This window comes from Verrucomicrobiota bacterium, assembly GCA_038744685.1.
GTDB lineage: Bacteria > Verrucomicrobiota > Verrucomicrobiia > Opitutales > Puniceicoccaceae > Puniceicoccus.
Map to the genome: position 1 here is coordinate 69,616 of JBCDMB010000008.1, position 18,272 is coordinate 87,887.

An 18,272-nucleotide genomic window follows, 5' to 3' on the forward strand; every position below is an offset into this window, starting at 1 on the left:
ATCCATGAGTGCCTTCGCATCGTCTAAAATCACCTCCATCCTTCTCGCCACTGTCGCGGTCTTCACCACGGCCTTTGCCGATCCGAAACCGAATGCCATCATCATCATAGTCGATGATCTCGGCTACGCGGACATGGCCTTCTTACCGGACGCTCCCGAAGACGTGAAAAGCTTTGGCACCCCCGGCTTTGACGAGCTGGCGGCAACCGGAACCTATTTTCAAAACGCTTACGGCACTTCACCCATTTGCAGTCCTTCCAGGGCCGGACTGATCACTGGCCGTTACCAGCAGCGCTGGGGGAATTACTGGTACGGCGAGGGTGGACTCCCCAGCGGAGAAAGAACCCTCCCTGAAGAACTGCACGACAACGGCTACCTGACGGTAAAGCTCGGAAAGACCCATCTCAACGGCGGAGCAAAGGAGTTTCCCACCGAGCACGGCTTTGACCGTTTTCTCGGGTTCATGCACCACACCTGGGACTACATCCGGTTAAGCCAGAAAGATGTGGATGCCTATAAATCTCGCGAGGAATTTGCGGGATTCGGCGCCCAGATACTCGGCCCTTTGGTGAAGGCCGATACCAGGGGGACCAAGAGGGAGGACGCAGAAAGAGTTTCCTACGAGAATTCGTTTACAACCAAAATCTTTACTGACGAAGCGGTGGATTTCATTCACGAGAACAAAGACGGAAAACCTTTTTATCTCCACATCGCCTACAATGCTGTTCACCAACCGACTTACGTGGTGGAAGAATCCTGGGCGGAGAAAACCGGTGCCCGCTATGTGCCTTGGGATCGTGATGCACCCCAATGGGGTTATCCGTACTGGGAACCGTCCACGGAAACGAATGAAGTGTTTCACAGACGGTGGGGTCACATGGGAGAGGTCGACGTAGAAGGCCGTCGCTGTTACCTCGCCAACCTGCTCGCTCTCGACCATAGCATCACACGAATTCTCGAAGCCTTGGATGAAACCGGACAAAGGGAAAACACGGTAATCTTCTTCGTCTCGGACAACGGAGGGACGATCAATACCTACGCAAACAATTCTCCCCTGCGCGGCTACAAATTCATGTTTGGCGAGGGCGGTATTCGGGTTCCCATGATCGTCAGCATGCCCGGAACCCTCCCCGAAGGATACGTAAACGGGCAAGCCATTGTTTCCACCATGGATATCTTCCCCACCGTGCTTGCACTCGCCGACCTTCCCGTTCCCGCCAACCTCGACGGAAAAACCCTCCTCCCGGTTCTCGCGGGCGAAACTGACCAGCAGCACGAATGGCTCGCGTGGGCGAAAAACCGCGACTCTTGGGTTCTCCGCAAAGGAGATTGGAAACTGGCGAACGACGTAGGCTGGCAGCGCGGCGGATTCAAGCAACTTCCCAATGGAGATGTCGTGCGGGGAGAACCCGTCCAGTATCCAAGTGGCCTTCTTCTCTACAATTTGAAGAACGACATCGGCGAAACCACCAACCTCGCCGAAGAGTATCCCGACGTCACGAAAGAATTACTACAATTACAAGCCACCTGGGCTGGCGAAATGGCCGACCCCATAAACTCCAAGAACGTAAAATGAGCCGACTCGAAGTAAAACGGGAACCACTAACACTTCCCACATACGGTCTGGGGAAGCCGGAGAAGAATCCGCTCTTCTTCGAGAAGCGGGTTTACCAAGGTTCTTGCGGCAAGGTCTACCCGGTTCCCTTCATTGACAAGGTCTACGACACACCGGAGCCGCAAGAGTACGACTCGGTTCGCTTGGAAAACGACTTCGTCCGCCTCGTCATGCTTCCTGAGATCGGGGGAAGGATCTTTCTCGGCCAAGACAAGGTCAATCGAGACTACGACTTTTTCTACCGGCAGGATGAAATCAAGCCGGCGCTCGTCGGTCTCGCTGGTCCTTGGATTTCCGGCGGGGTCGAGTTCAACTGGCCCCAACACCACCGTCCGGGCACCTACCTGCCCATCGATACCCATATCGAAGAAAAGAAAGACGGCTCGAAAACCGTCTGGATGTCCGAGCACGATCCGCTCAACCGATTGAAGGGCATGCACGGCGTATGCCTTCGTCCCGATAGCTCCCTCGTCGAGCTGAAAGTGCGGCTCTACAACCGGACTCCCTTTACCCGGACCTTTCTCTGGTGGGCTAACGTGGCCGCCGAGGTGCATGACCACTTCCAGAGCTTTTTCCCGCCGGATGTTCACTACGTGGCCGACCATGCCGTTCGCGCCCAAAGTTCCTTCCCAATCGCCAACAACACCTACTACGGCGTTGATTACGCCGAGAGGAACGGAGCCAATGACCTGAGTCGCTACAAAAACATCGAGGTTCCTACCAGCTACATGGTCTGCGATACTTCTTTCAACTTTTTCGGTGGTTATGATTATGATGCCGAAGGGGGCTTCATCCACGTCGCCAACAGGCATATCGCACCGGGCAAGAAGCAATGGACCTGGGGCAATCATGAATTCGGCTGGGCCTGGGACCGGGAATTGACCGACCGCGTCGGCCCGACCGGACGCCCCGCCCCCTATGTCGAATTAATGGCCGGGGTCTATACCGACAATCAGCCCGACTTCACTTATCTCCTGCCCTACGAGACCAAGACCTTTACCCAGTTCTGGTGGCCCTACCAAAAGATCGGCCCGGTCCAGAACGCGACGGAAGACGCAGCCCTACGGCTCGTCGTCAACGAAGACCGCGCCCTCGATCTGGGTGCCGTCGCTTCCCGAAGGATCGAGGGCGCTCGCATTCTCCTCACGGACGGGGACAAGGTCCTGATGGATGAGCGGGTGGACCTATCGCCGGAACACCCTTGGCAGCGACAAGACCTCAAATTGGAGGGCGATGATCCAGAATCGCTCGAACTCCGCATCGAGAACTACCTTTCCTATCGCCCGATCAGCACCGCAAAGCTGGAGCGGAATCGCGCCGTCGCAACCGAACCGCCCATGCCCGCGGAGATCAAAACCACCGACGAACTCTTCCTCACCGCGGAGCACCTCGAACAATACCGCCACCCAACCCGCTACCCCGAACTCTACTGGGATGAAATCCTCCGGCGCGATCCGATGGACGCCCGCGCGAACCTCGCCTACGGACGCAGCAAGCTGAACCAAGGATTGCTCGGAGAAGCGGGAATCCTGCTCGAAAAAGCGATTGAACGCCTGACTCAACGGCATCCGAACTCCTGCACAGGCGAGGCCCATTACTTTCTCGGACTCGTCCGCCGCTTTCAGGAAAGTTTCGCCGAAGCCTACGCCCTTTTCTACAAGGCGACTTGGAACTACGAGTGGCGGGCCGCTGCCTACTATGAACTCGCGGCCCTCGATTGCCGGAAAAGGAACTGGAGAAAAGCCCTGGAGCATTGCGAGGCCTCCCTCGACACCAACCGCCAGAGCAACAAAACACAGGTTCTCCGCGCGATGGCTTTGCGGGAGATCGGCGCTGACTGGCAGACGGGCTTGAAAGAGCTCCTCGCAGTCGACCCGCTCGATCACTGGACGCGCTACGAACTGGACGACATCGACGGCTTTCTCGAGAAGAGCCGCAACGACGCGCAAACCGTCCTTGATCTGGTTTACGATTACGCCGACGCCGGATTCGCGGACAAGGCGATCGCCCTTCTCGAACTGCACCACGCCAATGAAGTAGCGCCCGTCGCCGTGCCCAATCCCCTCGCTACGTCTCAGCTCACCCACTACGCCTTGGCTTGGTTGCGGCAAGAAGCGGGTCTTCTCTCCGAAGCCCAGGCACTCGACCCCGACTATCTCTTTCCCTCCCGGATCCACGACCAGATCGTTTTGGAATGGGCCATGGGCCAAGAAGGAAAAGATGGAAACGCCGCGTATGGGTTAGGCAACTACTATTACGACCGCAAGCGTCACGAAGACGCGATCCAAGCCTGGGAAGCCGTTCCGCCCTTTGCCTCCGCCAAGCGTAACCTGGGGATCGCCTACTGGAACGTCCGTTCCGACGGCGAGACGGCACGCGCGGCTTACCAGAAAGCCCTCGAACTCGATCCAAACGACGCCAGGATCTTCGCGGAGTTCGATCAACTCCGGGAAAAATTGGGAGACCCGCCCGTTGATCGACTGTCGGCCCTTTTGAGCCGCCCCGAACTGGTCGAGCTGCGCGACGACTGTTCGGTGGCCCTGGCCACCCTGTACAACGATACCGGAACACCAGGCAAAGCCTTGGAGCTGATTGCGAACCGTCGTTTCCATCCTTGGGAAGGCGGCGAAGGGAAAGTCCTCAAGCAGTTTACCCGCGCCCATTTGCTTCTCGGCCAACTGGCACTCGAAGAGAGAAACGGTTCGAAAGCATTGGAGCATTTCGAAAGTGCCATGGAGGCCCCGCAAAGCCTTGGCGAAGCCTACCACCTGTTGCAGTCTAAGGCGGACGTAAACTACTGGAAGGGCAAAGCCCTGCGGATGCTGGCTCGCGAAGAAGAAGCGCAGGAACACTTCCAGGAAAGTGCCTGCGAAAAGGGTGACTTCGAAGCCATGGCCGTAACCGAGCATTCGGAATTATCCTATTTTCGCGGCCTCTCCCTCCTCGAATTGGGGGACACCGGGAAAGCCCGTGACCTGTTTACCGGGTTAAAATCCTTCGCGGAAGAAAAGCTCCGCGAGCCCGCCCGGATCGACTATTTCGCAACCTCGCTACCCCTTCTTTTGGTTTTCGAGGAAGATCTGGATCAAACGCGTAAAAAGGAAATGAACCGGCTGATCGACTTGGCCGACCAAGAACTGGAGAAGCTGTCTTATGAAAAAGTTTGTTCTTAACCTCTGTCTGGCCGGCATCTGCTTGTCGGCCTCCGCTTTCGAACGCCCCGAATATGCCCCGCCCTACGTTCCTCCGGTGGCTACCGGAGACGCAATCGTGAGCGTCGGCGAAGGAGGCGCCGAACTTTTCGGTGCCTGGACGGTCAGGCTCGACGACGAGAAGAAACCCATTGGTGAAAAGGAAGAATGGTTTGATGAGGGCCCTTTTGCCGACAAGATCGATTTGCCCGACGCCCTGCAAAACGCGGGTTTCGGAAGCCCGGTCACTGTAGACACCGAGTGGATGGGGGTTTCCGGCTACCACCTTTGGTTCACGGACCGTTATGAGAAATACCGGCAACCGGGAAACATTAAGGTGCCGTTTTTCCTCCAACCGGAACGCCGTTTCATTGGCGATGCCTGGTATCAGAAAACGATAACCATTGAAGAGGATCGACCTGCCGACAAGGATCTGATCCTGACAATGGAACGCCCTCACTGGTCCTCCACGGTCTGGTTCGATGGCCGGGAAATCGGGACCAACGATTCGCTCGGCGTGCCTCATGTCTACAATCTTGGAAGAGACCTCGAACCCGGCGAACACAACCTCGTCGTCAAGGTGAACAATACCTTGCTACTGCCCGTTGGCCCCCGCGCTCATAGCGTCTCCGATGAAACACAAGGGGCTTGGAACGGGATTATTGGCGAAATCAACCTTTCCTGGCGCAATCCCGTCTTTATCGAAAACGTCAAAATCGCCACCGACTACCGCACGCGTACGGCGGATGTTGCTATCCTGATCCAGAATGATTCGGGCTCAGAGCAACGCGTTGCGGTCAAGGTAGGCGATAATTATGAGTGGCTGGAAACTGACGAGGGACAGAATCTCTACGAAACGCAATACCAGTTCCCTTCCGATGCCGAGCTTTGGAGCGAATTCAACCCGGCTTTGCATGAGATCCAGGTGCAACTTCGATCAGACTGGGGTATCGAGACCGACGTTGAACGGCTCGGCATCCGCAATATCGTGGCCTCGGGCACCAAGATCTTAATCAACGGAAGGGAGACCTTTATGCGCGGCACCTTGGACTGCTGTATCTTCCCGTTGACCGGATACCCGCCGACCGACAAGGAGAGCTGGCTCGAGCATCTCGGCAAGATGAGGGCCTCCGGGATCAACCACGTTCGCTTCCACTCCTGGTGCCCCCCAAAGGCCGCATTCGAAGCGGGCGACGAGTTGGGGATGTATCTGATGCCCGAGATTCACATCTGGGGCGATCCGAGCAATCCCGCTTTCGGGACTTGGGTATCCGACGAGGGCAAGCGCATCATCGACGAATACGGAAACCATCCTTCCTTCTGTTTCTTTACCCATGGCAACGAGCCGTGGCGCGGCGAACCGAACGCCTCCTTTCTCTCGGATCTGACAAAGGAGATGAAGGCATACGATTCGCGCATGCTCCATACCGCTTCGGCCAACACCATCCAGTCCGAGCACGACGAGTTCATCTGCACCACCCAACCGCGCGGACCGTCCGGATGGAAGGGGCGCGGCTATAAGCCGAACCACAAAAAGCCCTTTATCCAACATGAGCCAGGTCAATGGTGCGCCTACCCAAACTTCGACGAAATGGTGAAGTATACGGGTCCGCTCAAACCCAAGAACTTCGAGATCTTTCTCGAACAAGCCGAGGAAAACGGCGTCCTCCCCCAGTGGAAGGATTTCCTCTACGCATCGGGCAAATTGCAGATGCTCTGCTACAAGGAAGACTGCGAAGCCGCCCTCGCCTCCGAAGGAATCGCCGGCACCCAGCTCCTCGGGATCTCCGACTTCTCCGGGCAAGGCACCGCCCTGGTCGGCTATCTGGACGCTTTTCTCGACGAGAAAGGGTATTTTACGAAAGAACAGTTCCAGAGATTCTGGAATTGGAGTGTCCCTTTGGCCAGGATGTCCTCTTACATTTATCGCAATTCGGATATTCTGGAGGCACCGGTTATCCACGCATATTTCGGTGAAGAGGAATTGACCGATCAAACCCTTCTCTGGGAGATCGCGGATCACGGGGGAACGGTTTTGGTTTCGGGGAGCTTCGAAAACGTTGGTTTGAAGAGTGGCCGGAATGCGGTCGGCAACCTCTCCATTCCACTCGCGGATTTACCCGCTCCTGCCAACTATACCTTGACCTTGCGCCTCGAAGGCTCGAACGTGGAGAACCACTGGGATTTTCTCGTCTGCGAGGATGATCCGGAGATCGACTACGGCAAAGTGGTCGTCGCCCATAAAGTCGATGACGCACTAGCGAACGCACTGCAAAGAGGCGAATCGGTCCTCTTCATCCCGGACGACTACAGTCTTGCCCATCCCAAGATGAGCTTCCAACCCGTCTATTGGAATCGATTCCTCTTTTCCCACAACAACGACCGGGTGACCCTCGGGACCTTGATTGACGACAAGCACCCGATCTTTGACCGCTTCCCGACCGAAAACCACAGCACTTGGAATTGGGAAAACATCTTCAACGCCTCGTATGGGCTGGCGATGGAGAATCTCCCCGACGGCGGGATGATCGTCCAACCCATCGACGACTGGAACCGCAACCGGCGGCTGGGCTTCATCTTCGAATACAAGGTCGGTCCGGGCAAACTCCTCGTCTGTATGGCGGACCTTCCCGAACTTCAGAAGAAAGACCCTGCCGCTAAGCAGCTCCTCTCTTCCGTCTTGGACTACATGAACGGCGACGCCTTCAAACCGGAAGTGAAAATTTCCCTCAGAGATCTTTCCGATGCCATCGAGTATGCCAGTAACACGTCAACTATGCTCAACTTGGGAGCATCAGTCGAAGAAGTAAGCCACGCATGGAAGAAAAGTGGTAGCCAGGCTATTGATGGCGACAACGCTACGGGATGGAATGGCAAGTTCACGGGCAAGGAAGACTACATCATCTTTGACCTTGGGAAAAACCGCACTCTCCAGGGTATTCTCATCTCCCGAACGAATATCAAGGAACTGGAAGTCTTCCACGGCAACGATCTTGAAAACCTGAGACGAGTCACGCTCAAGGATCATGCCTTCAATGATTGCAGCTCGCTTAGCCTACCGTCGGATGCGATTAGCAGAGACAACAAAATTGGCTTCAGTAGAGAAAGCAGTGGGCGCTACTTAAAAATCAACATTAAGGGTATACACGGCAATTCCATCAAGTTTGGTGAGATGGACGTGATCTTTATCATCATGTAGGGCGAAGCCGCCACGAATGATACTAGTTTTAGAAGAAAAACAGTGGATACGAGCGTGGTATCGATCAGCCTACCCGCAGAAGCCTTGTCGAAGGCCGGGCAAGACCGACTACTCAAAGCGACCGACGGACCCAGAAGGGATCCTAAAGAGACCAGAAGGACTTCGAGGAAAAATTCACAGACATCGAGAACAATGTCTATCTACTCTTTCTCTGAGCCAGAGACCCATCTGCCTGTCGTCGATATCCTGTTTTCAGCGAGGTGGTGCAGGGTCGAGGACATTCCATCGAAAGTCATCTGCAAAGACACTCGAAGGTCAACTTTTCGCCGCGAGTGCCCAACCTAGTTTGAACCTCCCCGTTAGAGAAAGATATGTCTACTTTTGCTAGTTTTGGAACGGGGACAACGGTTACCCTGCCGCCACTACTTCAACCCTATGGGTAGTGCGCAAGCAGTTTAGGTCAGCCCCCACAACTCGAAACCACAGATCTTATCCCGCACTCGCGACAGCTCTCAGACTCAGATCCGCGCTGTAGGGAAACCAACCCAGTTCAAGCTTTAGGACCTGCGACGACGACGGAGAAGAATTAGACCAGCAAACGAGGATAACCCGACTACCAAACCAGCAGAGCCCGGCTCTGGAACCACAGTTACGCTTACGTTGTCCAAGGTAAATGACGGGCCCTGAGTGCTAACCGACTCCGATGACGTTGAGAAGAGAGTCCAATTCAGATAGAAGTATGTCGAGCCATTCCCCTCGAAAGTGAACTGAAAGTCTTCACTGAACGTTCCATCTCCTGTAACCGAAATCTCACCGATCTTGTTGGTCGCAAAGCCTACGTTTGAGTCGTCCGAAAGATCTCGTGTTATGATGGTTTGGGGAACTTGGATTGAGCTGTTCTGAGACTGATCAATCGCTATGTAGTATGGGCTATCTACTACTGCATCGTCAACGTTGGAAAACTCGTAATAATTAAACTGGATACCGTCGCCATCTACTGCATTCGGGTTTGAAAAATTGGTGACATCAAAAGTGACCCTGTAGGTATCTGTTGTGTTTACTGTTGGGGATGCTACGAGAATACCCATGCCCCTCGACCGCGAACCAAATGATGATGGGAGAGCGACGTCCATAACGCCCCCGGAAACCTCCCAAGTCGCCAATGAGGAACCTGACCACTCGCCCAATGAAAAAGTTGGCGTCTGGGGCCCAGTTGTGTAAAAGATTGTACCGTCACCACCAGAAACCAAGGTAGGCGGGGTGGAAAAGTCTTCGAAGTAAATCTGGCCTTGAAGGCCAAGTGCGAAACCAACAAGCGGAGCGGTAATCGAGAGAAGGGGATTTTTCATTGTTCTAAAGTATCTTTTAGAGGGTACTTGTTATAGATAATCAACAAAGAAGGACCTTTGTAAACGACGCAGACATAATAGTAAACTGCGCCCAGGACCTCACCTATACATGTGGATAGTATTTTCGTGCTTCACACGACACAGAATGCCAGAAAACTAACAGACATCCGCCATGCGCATTTTTAGAAAACTAAAAAGGGCTGATCGTAGCCACTCAACCGGTGAGAGTCTTTTACTGCAAACGGTTCGTGCGAACTGGTCCTGAAATAGAAAAACAGGTCTTCTCTGAAACCCTGGATAGTTCCTTCTATTTAGTTGCGCTACTACAGCCAAGATCTTTGAGAAGCTTTTTTTCTCCATTGAAGACTGCTCTCCTTTTCCTTTGCGGTCTTTCTCTTACTCATGCTGTCGAGCTGCCGAATGTCGTCATCATCTACGCGGATGACATGGGTTACGGGGACTTGGGGGCAAACAATCCCGGTTCCAAAATACCCACGCCGCACCTCGACCAACTGGCCTCGGAGGGAATGCGCTTCACCGACGGGCACAGTTCCTCAGGAATTTGTACGCCGAGCCGCTTTGCATTACTCACGGGACAGTACCATTGGCGACGATTCCACCGGATCGTGGATTCCTTCGGTCCTCCGGTTTTCAGGTCCGGCGACTTTACCTTGGCGAAGATGTTTCAATCCATGGGCTATCGTACGGCGGCCATCGGCAAGTGGCATCTGGGTTGGAACTGGAAAGCTTCCATGGTCCCGGATTCCAAGGGTAAGCTTCCGAAAAACTTGAAAGCGATCCAGCCGGCGGACATCGATTGGACCCGGCCGATCTCAGGAGGTCCCTTGGATCGTGGCTTCGACTATTACTTTGGCGATGGCACCATCAATTTTCCGCCCTACTGCTACATCGAAAACGATCGCGTTGTCGGTGCCCCGACTGTTCTCATGGACACCGCAACGTTCGCGCCAATCCCGGAAGGCAAATGGGAGTTCCGGGATGGTCCGATGGTCGACGGCTGGGATCCCTACGAGGTCTTGCCGACGATTACCGACAAAGCCGTCGAGTGGATCGCCCAACAAAATGAAGACCAGCCTTTCTTTCTTTATTTTTCCCTACCCTCCCCCCACGCACCAATCATCCCAAATACGGATTTCCGGGGGAAATCGGAAGCGGGCCCCTATGGAGATTTCGTTTACGAAACCGATGCGATGATCGGACGCGTTCTCGACTCTCTGGATGAAAACGGCTTCGCCGAAAATACCTTGGTTTTTTTCTCGTCCGATAACGGCCCCGAGCTTTACGCCTACGACCGGGCCAAGGAATGCGGGCATTGGAGCAGCGGACCCCTGCGCGGCTTGAAACGCGATCTCTGGGAAGGAGGCCACCGGGTGCCATTTCTGATTCGTTGGCCCGGACACACGGTTCCCGGAAGTGTTTCGGACGAGACTGTCAGCCAAATCGATCTCGCGGCAACATTTGCCGACATCATCGGCTACGAACTGAGCCCAAAAGAGGCGGTCGATAGCCACAACCTGCTCCCCGTTTTGCTAGGTGAGCCCTACCCCCAACCATTGCGTGAAGCGACCGTCCAAAACACCTACCGGCACACCTACGCAATCCGCAAAGGAGACTGGCTCTATATCAACACTCACAAAGCCGCTCCCAAAGGCGGAGAGCCCGACTGGTTCTTGGATGAGCGGGGCCTACAGAAAAGGGAGAAGACCAGCAGACTTCTTTACAACTTGAAGGAAGATATCGGGCAGCAAAACAATCTCTATGAGACCTATCAGGAAAAAGCCAAGGAGATGGCCGCTTTACTCAAGGAGTATCTCGATGGAGAATCATCCGCGCCACATGCCCAATAGGCTTTGGTGGTCTAGAGGAACCGAAACACCGCGGGTATCCGATAGACACAAAACTCTCTATCCTCTCCTATCCGACCAAGTCTTGGGTGCGAAATCCAGGTCGGGCTTCGGTCCTTAGAAGCGCATCGGCTTCAGGATTATTTGTGATCTTCATTTCTTCGGCATCATAGTCGATATCTTGTCCGGTGCGAATTGCCAAGGTTCCCAACACAATCATCTCGGATAGCTGCCCTGCGTAGTCAAAACTGGATCCGGGGGTCGGACCTTCTCCTTTGCAGGCACGAATCCATTCCTGAATGTGACCTCCCTTGATCCGAGGGTATTTCTTTTCCGGGCGGAGCGAAGGGTTCTTCCGGAAATCCCTCCAAAGCAACTTGGGATAAAGACGAGGACTATTCGGACGCAAGCTCGGGTGGTAAATAATGCCTTCGCTTCCGACGATCATAAGACCACCGCGTTTATCGAGCTCGTCCTCTCCAAAAAAACCGGGTTTTGCGGGCATCCTTGGACCTTCATACCAACTGACCGGAACCACTTCCCCGGTTCCCCTCTGTCTGCAATGAAACTTAACCACCGAACCAGGAGGGGTGAAAATTGGATTTACGTGCTCTACCTCCACTTCAACTTTATGAGGAATCTCCAAGTCAAGGGCCCAGAAAGGTGAGTCCAAGGTGTGGCAACCAATATCGCCAAGACCTCCCATTCCAAACTTCCACCATCCGCGCCAGTCACGCGGGGCATACATACCTTTTGAAAATTCCGGGGCATCCGTGACCGGCCCCACCCAAAGGTCCCAATCGAGACTGCCCGGAACAGGTGAGGGAGCGGCATACTCCATTTGTTCGGAAATAAATCCTACGCCATTGACCGGGCGATTCGTCCAAGCAGCGACCTCCCGCACCTCACCAATCAATCCGGCCTCATACCACTCCCGAATGAGTCGGGTACCCTCGAAAGCATGTCCTTGATTGCCCATCTGAGTGACCACACCATTGTTCTCCGCCTCGGCCATCAACATCCTCACCTCGGCGACGCTATGGGCCATGGGCTTTTCGAGAAAGACATGCTTACCCATGCCCAAGGCCATGATGGCGGCCGGGAAATGAGTGTGGTCCGGTGTGCTGATGGCAACAGCGTCGATTTCTCCCCGCAGCTCACGGAGCATGATCCGGAAATCCTGAAAAGTCTTCGCCTCTGGGAACATTTGGGAGCCTTTGGCGAGAAAACCGGAATCTACGTCACACAAGGCAACCATGTCCTCGCTTTGCATGCCTTTGATATTCCGAAACCCTTGGTTACCAACACCAATCGCGGCGATCCGTAGCTTTCTTGGACCATCAAGGGATGATGCGATTAGATTGGGTGCGACCAGCGCACTGGCCAACGAACTTTGGATAAATCTTCTTCTAGAGATCATAGGAGTTAGTTTTGGGATTGAACATAGCTTCACTAAAGGCAGAGGAAAATGGTCACTCGCCGAGATCTTTGAGACGGATGACCCGATACTCTAGATCTGCCCATTCGGCCTGAACGGAGATTTGGCCAGACCCGAGAGGCTTCCATTGCTCGTCCGCATCAAGGAATTCCATATCGAACACCTGATTGACCAAGGTTCCGTTCAGGTAAAATTCCGCTTTCTCGCTTCCGTGCACGACCACTTCGGCAAGATTCCATTCGCCAATTGGGTTTTCGGCATAGATCGGCGTAACGCCTCTGAGGTTCTTCCCGGGACTAAACCTTCCTCGTTCCTCCAGCTCGGCTCCTTCCTGAAAGACCCCATCATGGATCGGGGTCTTCGTTCGGGTATTTCGACCCAAAACAAACAGATCGCCCGTCACATATTTACCATTCTCTTCCGGGATTCCGTCCCCCAGTTGCATCTCAACCGAGGAAGGCCAGACTAGACTTTGCTCCTCGTAGATATGGAAAAGGATGCCCGCATCGCGGTCGGCTTTGCTGCGGGGGATAAACTTCTTACCCAGCCAACGATACTCTACTTGCAAGTGAAATTCTGAGAACAATCCATCGTGCAATAAGTTCGCGCTAAACTGCCGCGAATACTCGGGCGCATCGGCATAGACACGAATCGCTCCGTCAATCACACGAAAAATATCATCCAGAGGAAGAGACGACCCGTCGCCTTTTTTCCCGCGGTAGGCAGTCCACCCCTCCAAATTCTCCCCGTTAAACAAGTCAATCCACTCAGATCCAACCGAGCTCACCTCCTGTAAATCGAGGCTCTCGACCTTCAAGCTGCGAATTGCAATCGGTCCATGGTCACCCTGAATCACAATCGGTCCCGTCGCGCTCTCACCCTCTATCTGGTGGGACCGAGTCGGACCCGTCGCTTCGACTTCCTCCTGAACCAGCTGATCATTGAGGTGGACGGATACAAAGCGGGCGTTTTCGGTCTTGCTTCCATCCGAATCAAAGCGCGGTGCGCGAAAAACAATCTCCAGTGTCTGCCATTCACCTGCTGGTTTCGCGGCATTCACGAGTGGAGCTACACCATCGTAACCCCTGTCCCTGCCCTGTTTCCGCCCGTCCCATCTTTGGTAGAGTCCACCCAGATCACTGTGTTGCGGATTCCCAACACCATAGCTGTCAAATACTTGAATTTCATAACGGCCCATCAGGTAGACTCCGGAGTTTGAGCCTTCGGGAATCATGAAGTCCAAGTGAACCGAAACATCGCCGTACTCTTCCTTCGTTCGGAGGTGGGAGTGTTTTTTCTTCTTTGTCGTTGCATTGATCAAAATCCCTCCGGGCCCGTCATGGGGTTCGGCCGAAAGCTCCGTTTCACCGGGAACCGCGCTGGTAGTGGAAGCCGTGAACCATCCTTTGGCCGGTGCAAAGTTCGAAAGGACATCGCCCTCAATCAAGTCATTTGCGGGAAGTCCTTTGGAAAACAAGACTAGGACGCCCACCAATAGAAACGATTGCTTTCTCATAAAAAAGTCCGAAGCACAATGGGAACAGAGCGTAAGGTATGGAGTCGGTAGGATTAGGGAGAGCAGAGCGCGGCGATCATAATATACTTATCGAAATCCGCCTCCTCTCCAGATGAATAGTGTTCACCGAACTCCAGAGGGGTTGATGGTTATGGGTAGCGGATGTAAAGCGAATACCAGGCAGAGAAACTCCATGACACCCACTAGCACCACTGAGAGATTTCTCGGGTCAGAAGCGCCTTAAATTCGCTTCTCGGTCAACACCTGCAGAGGACTCTTCCAACAGCACTTTTCCACAACAGCCCTGTCAGGTTTTGGAGTGGCAAAACTGATGCAAACGGTGCTTATCAGGGCTGCTCGGTCATTTAAGACCGGTCCGTACCGTAGTAGAATGGTTGGTCCAAACGGATGTCCAGAAGAAGAAACATCCCTAAAGGCACCGTAACGGTTGACGTGTTTTCCTTTATCTCGAACTCCCTACCGGTGAGCACGTTAGTCATTGAAAGAGGCTTCACCGTGTTGAAGTGAACCGTAACAGTCCGGTCATCCGGATTGAGGTAACCGCTATCGATCAGCGTAAGGCGAAAACGATCAACCGCTGACTGGGCGCATACCCACCCTACATCATCCCCCGATAGGGAAACTGGTAAAAGATTCTTACCCTCCTCAACCGCTGGAAGAACCGTACCGTAGAAGAAATCACCGTTTGCTGGATGGGTCTCTGATCCATCACTTTCGATATAGTTCCGACCGTCCGTAATAAACTCGGTTAAAATATCCCGATAAAGCGGATGGAGATTATTCCAGATACGTAAGCGGTTGTCTGCGGGAGAGGCAAAGACTCCATTCTCAACGGGGGTGGTTAGGACCATTCCATGAGGATAGGGTGGGATAAAATTCTGGCGTCGATCCAAAACACCCGCTGCAAAACTTGAAAAATCCCACTCCGTATTCCTAGCTCCAATCCATGATCCTTCCAGTCTTCCAACAACCATCGGGTTTTCCGCCTGTTCAGCCGCATCATAGTAAGTCGACCACTTAGAGATAACATTACTCTCAATGTAACGCTCATCCGGTTCGCTTTTGATACCAAAGTGAACTGGAGAGAAGCTCACAATCTCTTCTCGACGAGGAAGATACAGGGCTCCCGAAGCAATCAACTCCCAGATCAAGCTCTGGTAATCCATGTCGGAATAGGTACTGTGAGAATAACGTGCTCCGTAAGCCAACCGGTAGATCATGTGACGAAGGAAGTGATTGGGGACGATTTGAGCCGCGGACTCCCGAGTCCGATCAAAACTAGTATTATCGCGTGTGGTCCGCATGCCCCAAAAATTAAAGCAGCCACTAGCCCACAAACCAAGGCGGTGTGAAAGACTCAACTCACCCGTTTTGGAGGTGCTTTCTTCCATACAAGAGGAAAAGACGTTCTTCAAATCTCCGGCGATAAAGTCACTCCATACCTCCAAATGAACCGTGCTACCCCAGAAGAGATGCTTGTTGTTGAAAGCCATAATTCCTCTTCGCGTGGAAAGATAGTCGGCTATATCCAGGAACAAGCGCCCAATGGGGTATTTCATATCGTCGCTAGTCGACTGAACCTCAGCCCATGACAGAACGGTGGTGCGGCCACGGTCCTTTTCAAAGCTCGCGTCAATCGCGGCCTTCAAACTCTCAGGGCTGTAATAATAAGGGTCGTTGCCATGACCAGCACGGAAGCTCAATCCGAAGGGTGAGCTGTCGATCTTCGGCTGCCAGTGCTCGGCAAGTAGTTCCTCCCGCGTGCGATTGTACTTTATACCATTGTCATATCGGTGGAGGTAGGGTTCTCGAACAGGCTCGACAATCGGTTCGACTTTCGTAATCGCGACAGAATCCTTCCAGTCTTGTTTCTCAACATTTGTAGTGTGGGCAAATGTCATAAAAAAGGGATTGACCGTTCCATACTTCTCCCGGAGGGCCACCGAGGTTGGGTGATTCACTCCTCCTGACACTTCAATAATGGTCTGAGGAACACGCTCCCAACTGGGTCGAACAAACTCGTTCACCTGCTTGCGGATGTCCGCATAGTTCGCCTTCATCTTTCTCATCTTTCCCGGCGGATCCAAGTCGCGGAGATTCTGCATCCAATACGGTGACATTGTATCAACGACGTGGATTGCACTGCCTCCGCTTTGAGCGCTGGCGAAGAGAATTCGACCCTTATCCCGGTCATTCCACATACCGTTAGGCGAGTGAGGCATCACAACGCTTCCCAACTCGTTTGATAAATCCGCGGAGCGCACGATCACCTTGTTCCCACAGAGAATAAACATCCTATGGTCGCCATCACCGGGAATATCTGTCATCGTGGAGTAGCGGTACGTCTTAAATGGCCGTATAAAACGCTCTTCGTGTGCAGTCGATACCCCAGAGGAAAGATCGATCGACTCAACCTTAATTGAAAAGGAGTTGCCACCCATGTAGAGATGGTAGTTTCCATCACCATCCGGATCGGAAAATTCCAGGGCCCCAATCGAATCCTGAATTTCGGATTCGAGACTAGGTATCGGTGCCATCCCGAATTCCCCCAAAGGTTCAAAAACATAAAAGCGTCCACGAAACTGTTGCTGGATGAAACCGAGCATCCAGAGTTGATCTGTACCATCTCCTTGGGGAACGGGGCGAAGAAAATTCGGGGTGTGAGCTTTTCCTACGTTCCGGCCCATGTATTCCGAAGCTGATCCCCAAGGTTCCAAGTCGGAGTAGAAGGCAGAATCGACAGTTGCAAGAAGGTTACCGTTAACGTCGAGCCAGTACATATTTCTGTCGAATCCCCCGCACGCAATGTATTTGGTTCCCTCGCCACGGACTGTGCATACCGCATTCATGGGCACTTCGTTGGGTTCAACCGGATTCGACTCGTCTGGAGAATAAAATTCCCACATCTGATCGCCCGTCGCTGCTTCAAGGCACCGCACACTACCATCCGCAACCGCCACCAGAATCTCCTCGTCGCCGTCCCCGTTCAAATCATCACACCAGACGTCGCGCACCATTAAACCGGAAAGAGGGTTCTCCCAAAGGAGATTTCCGTCGTAATCAAATGCAACAACCGTGCCCTCATAGCTTGCTCCGATAATGATGCTTTCTCCGTTTAGAATCGCATTGCGAACCGTGAGTATCGTGTAACCGGTGTCAAAACTCTGAACGCCTCCAGATTCGTTTGTCACATCATCCGCTGAGGTAACCGCAAAGTAAGTGACGGATAGACCAGTATCCCGTTCGAGGTCGCTTTTATTTTTTGATTCAAAGTAATATCCTACCCCTGCGACCTCGGATAAAGAGATTTCCGTCGGGAGGACAGAAAACGAAACTTCGCCATTCCGAAATGGCGTGAATCTGTACCAGTTCAGGAAAACCGCCTTATCGGTAACGAGACTACCAGTCTCCTCGATGGGAGAACTCGCAAACCATTCCCCACTCTCCATTTCTACTACCCAACGGAAATGGATTTCTGCAGTCCAATGGCTATCGTCCTTCTTGATGGCAAAACTCTCGAGGTTTCCGATCGGATTGAGAAAATCACTCCAAACGACCATAGCCGAGAAGGACTCATTTGGGCTAGTTTCTCTGTGCAAACGAATTTGGTCACCATTTCCGCTATCGACAACCGTGACTGTCTCGTTCTCGTGCGAAGTTGCCCCGTAAAACGCTGGGGAGAATCCTTCAGGATACATGTAGTATAGGTATCCCTGTGGCGGGTTTGCGATGCGGGTTGAGTCGTAGGTTGTCTCAAGAGTATTCAAACCAGCCTCACTTGAATAAACGATATCGGTCGCACCATCCGGATCGCCCCATCGAACCACAAACACCGCATTCTCTTCCTCGGAAAAAGCTTCATCACCTTCAAACCTCGTGCTATCCCCTAACTGGGCACCAGTCTTGGTCGACAGAGAAGGCGAGAGCCCTGAACTCGACACCTCAATTCCAAGTAGTTCATGAGTCCGAAGTGCGTTTCCCCCGTCGTTTGACTCAGCGGAAAAGGCTCGTTGCACCGAGAAGCCGGATAGCAATCCTGCTAGGACTAGATAGACGCCAGACATGAACTACCGACACG

At 53.3% G+C, this 18,272-nt stretch carries 8 protein-coding genes; 4 read left to right on the plus strand and 4 right to left on the minus strand.

From position 1 onward, the window contains the following. The first annotated feature begins 4 nt into the window (after nt 1-4). From AAGJ81_06825 to AAGJ81_06835, 3 genes are read left to right on the plus strand one after another with little or no spacing between them, the layout of a single operon-like run. Nucleotides 5-1,576, plus strand: coding sequence for a sulfatase-like hydrolase/transferase (locus AAGJ81_06825; GenBank protein ID MEM0965843.1), 1,572 nt, complete (start codon nt 5-7; stop codon nt 1,574-1,576). Continuing rightward, nucleotides 1,573-4,788, plus strand: a complete 3,216-nt coding sequence (locus AAGJ81_06830) for a DUF5107 domain-containing protein (GenBank protein ID MEM0965844.1) — start codon at nt 1,573-1,575, stop codon at nt 4,786-4,788. The genes AAGJ81_06825 and AAGJ81_06830 overlap by 4 nt, the downstream gene beginning before the upstream one ends. Beyond that, nucleotides 4,769-8,005, plus strand: coding sequence for a hypothetical protein (locus AAGJ81_06835; GenBank protein MEM0965845.1), 3,237 nt, complete (start codon nt 4,769-4,771; stop codon nt 8,003-8,005). The genes AAGJ81_06830 and AAGJ81_06835 overlap by 20 nt, the downstream gene beginning before the upstream one ends. Before the next feature lie 557 nt (nt 8,006-8,562). Here the strand turns inward: AAGJ81_06835 and AAGJ81_06840 are convergent. Then, on the minus strand, nt 8,563-9,354 hold the full coding sequence (locus AAGJ81_06840) for a PEP-CTERM sorting domain-containing protein (protein MEM0965846.1): 792 nt from the start codon (nt 9,352-9,354) through the stop codon (nt 8,563-8,565). A 359-nt stretch (nt 9,355-9,713) separates the two neighbouring features. On the opposite strand from AAGJ81_06840, the gene AAGJ81_06845 reads away from it, so the two are divergent. Then, nucleotides 9,714-11,222, plus strand: a complete 1,509-nt coding sequence (locus AAGJ81_06845; protein MEM0965847.1) for an arylsulfatase — start codon at nt 9,714-9,716, stop codon at nt 11,220-11,222. Nucleotides 11,223-11,289: 67 nt separating this feature from the next. Here the strand turns inward: AAGJ81_06845 and AAGJ81_06850 are convergent, their stop codons facing one another. The 3 genes from AAGJ81_06850 to AAGJ81_06860 all read right to left on the minus strand — a co-directional run bounded on the left by AAGJ81_06850 (nt 11,290) and on the right by AAGJ81_06860 (nt 18,258). Beyond that, a complete protein-coding gene (locus tag AAGJ81_06850; protein ID MEM0965848.1) occupies nt 11,290-12,639 on the minus strand; it encodes a Gfo/Idh/MocA family oxidoreductase in 1,350 nt (449 codons plus the stop codon). 52 nt (nt 12,640-12,691) lie between these two features. Next, a complete protein-coding gene (locus AAGJ81_06855) occupies nt 12,692-14,173 on the minus strand; it encodes a DUF1080 domain-containing protein (protein MEM0965849.1) in 1,482 nt (493 codons plus the stop codon). Between the two features lie 365 nt (nt 14,174-14,538). Beyond that, complete coding sequence (locus tag AAGJ81_06860) at nt 14,539-18,258, minus strand: PQQ-binding-like beta-propeller repeat protein (GenBank protein ID MEM0965850.1); 3,720 nt, start codon at nt 18,256-18,258, stop codon at nt 14,539-14,541. Nucleotides 18,259-18,272 lie beyond the last annotated feature (14 nt).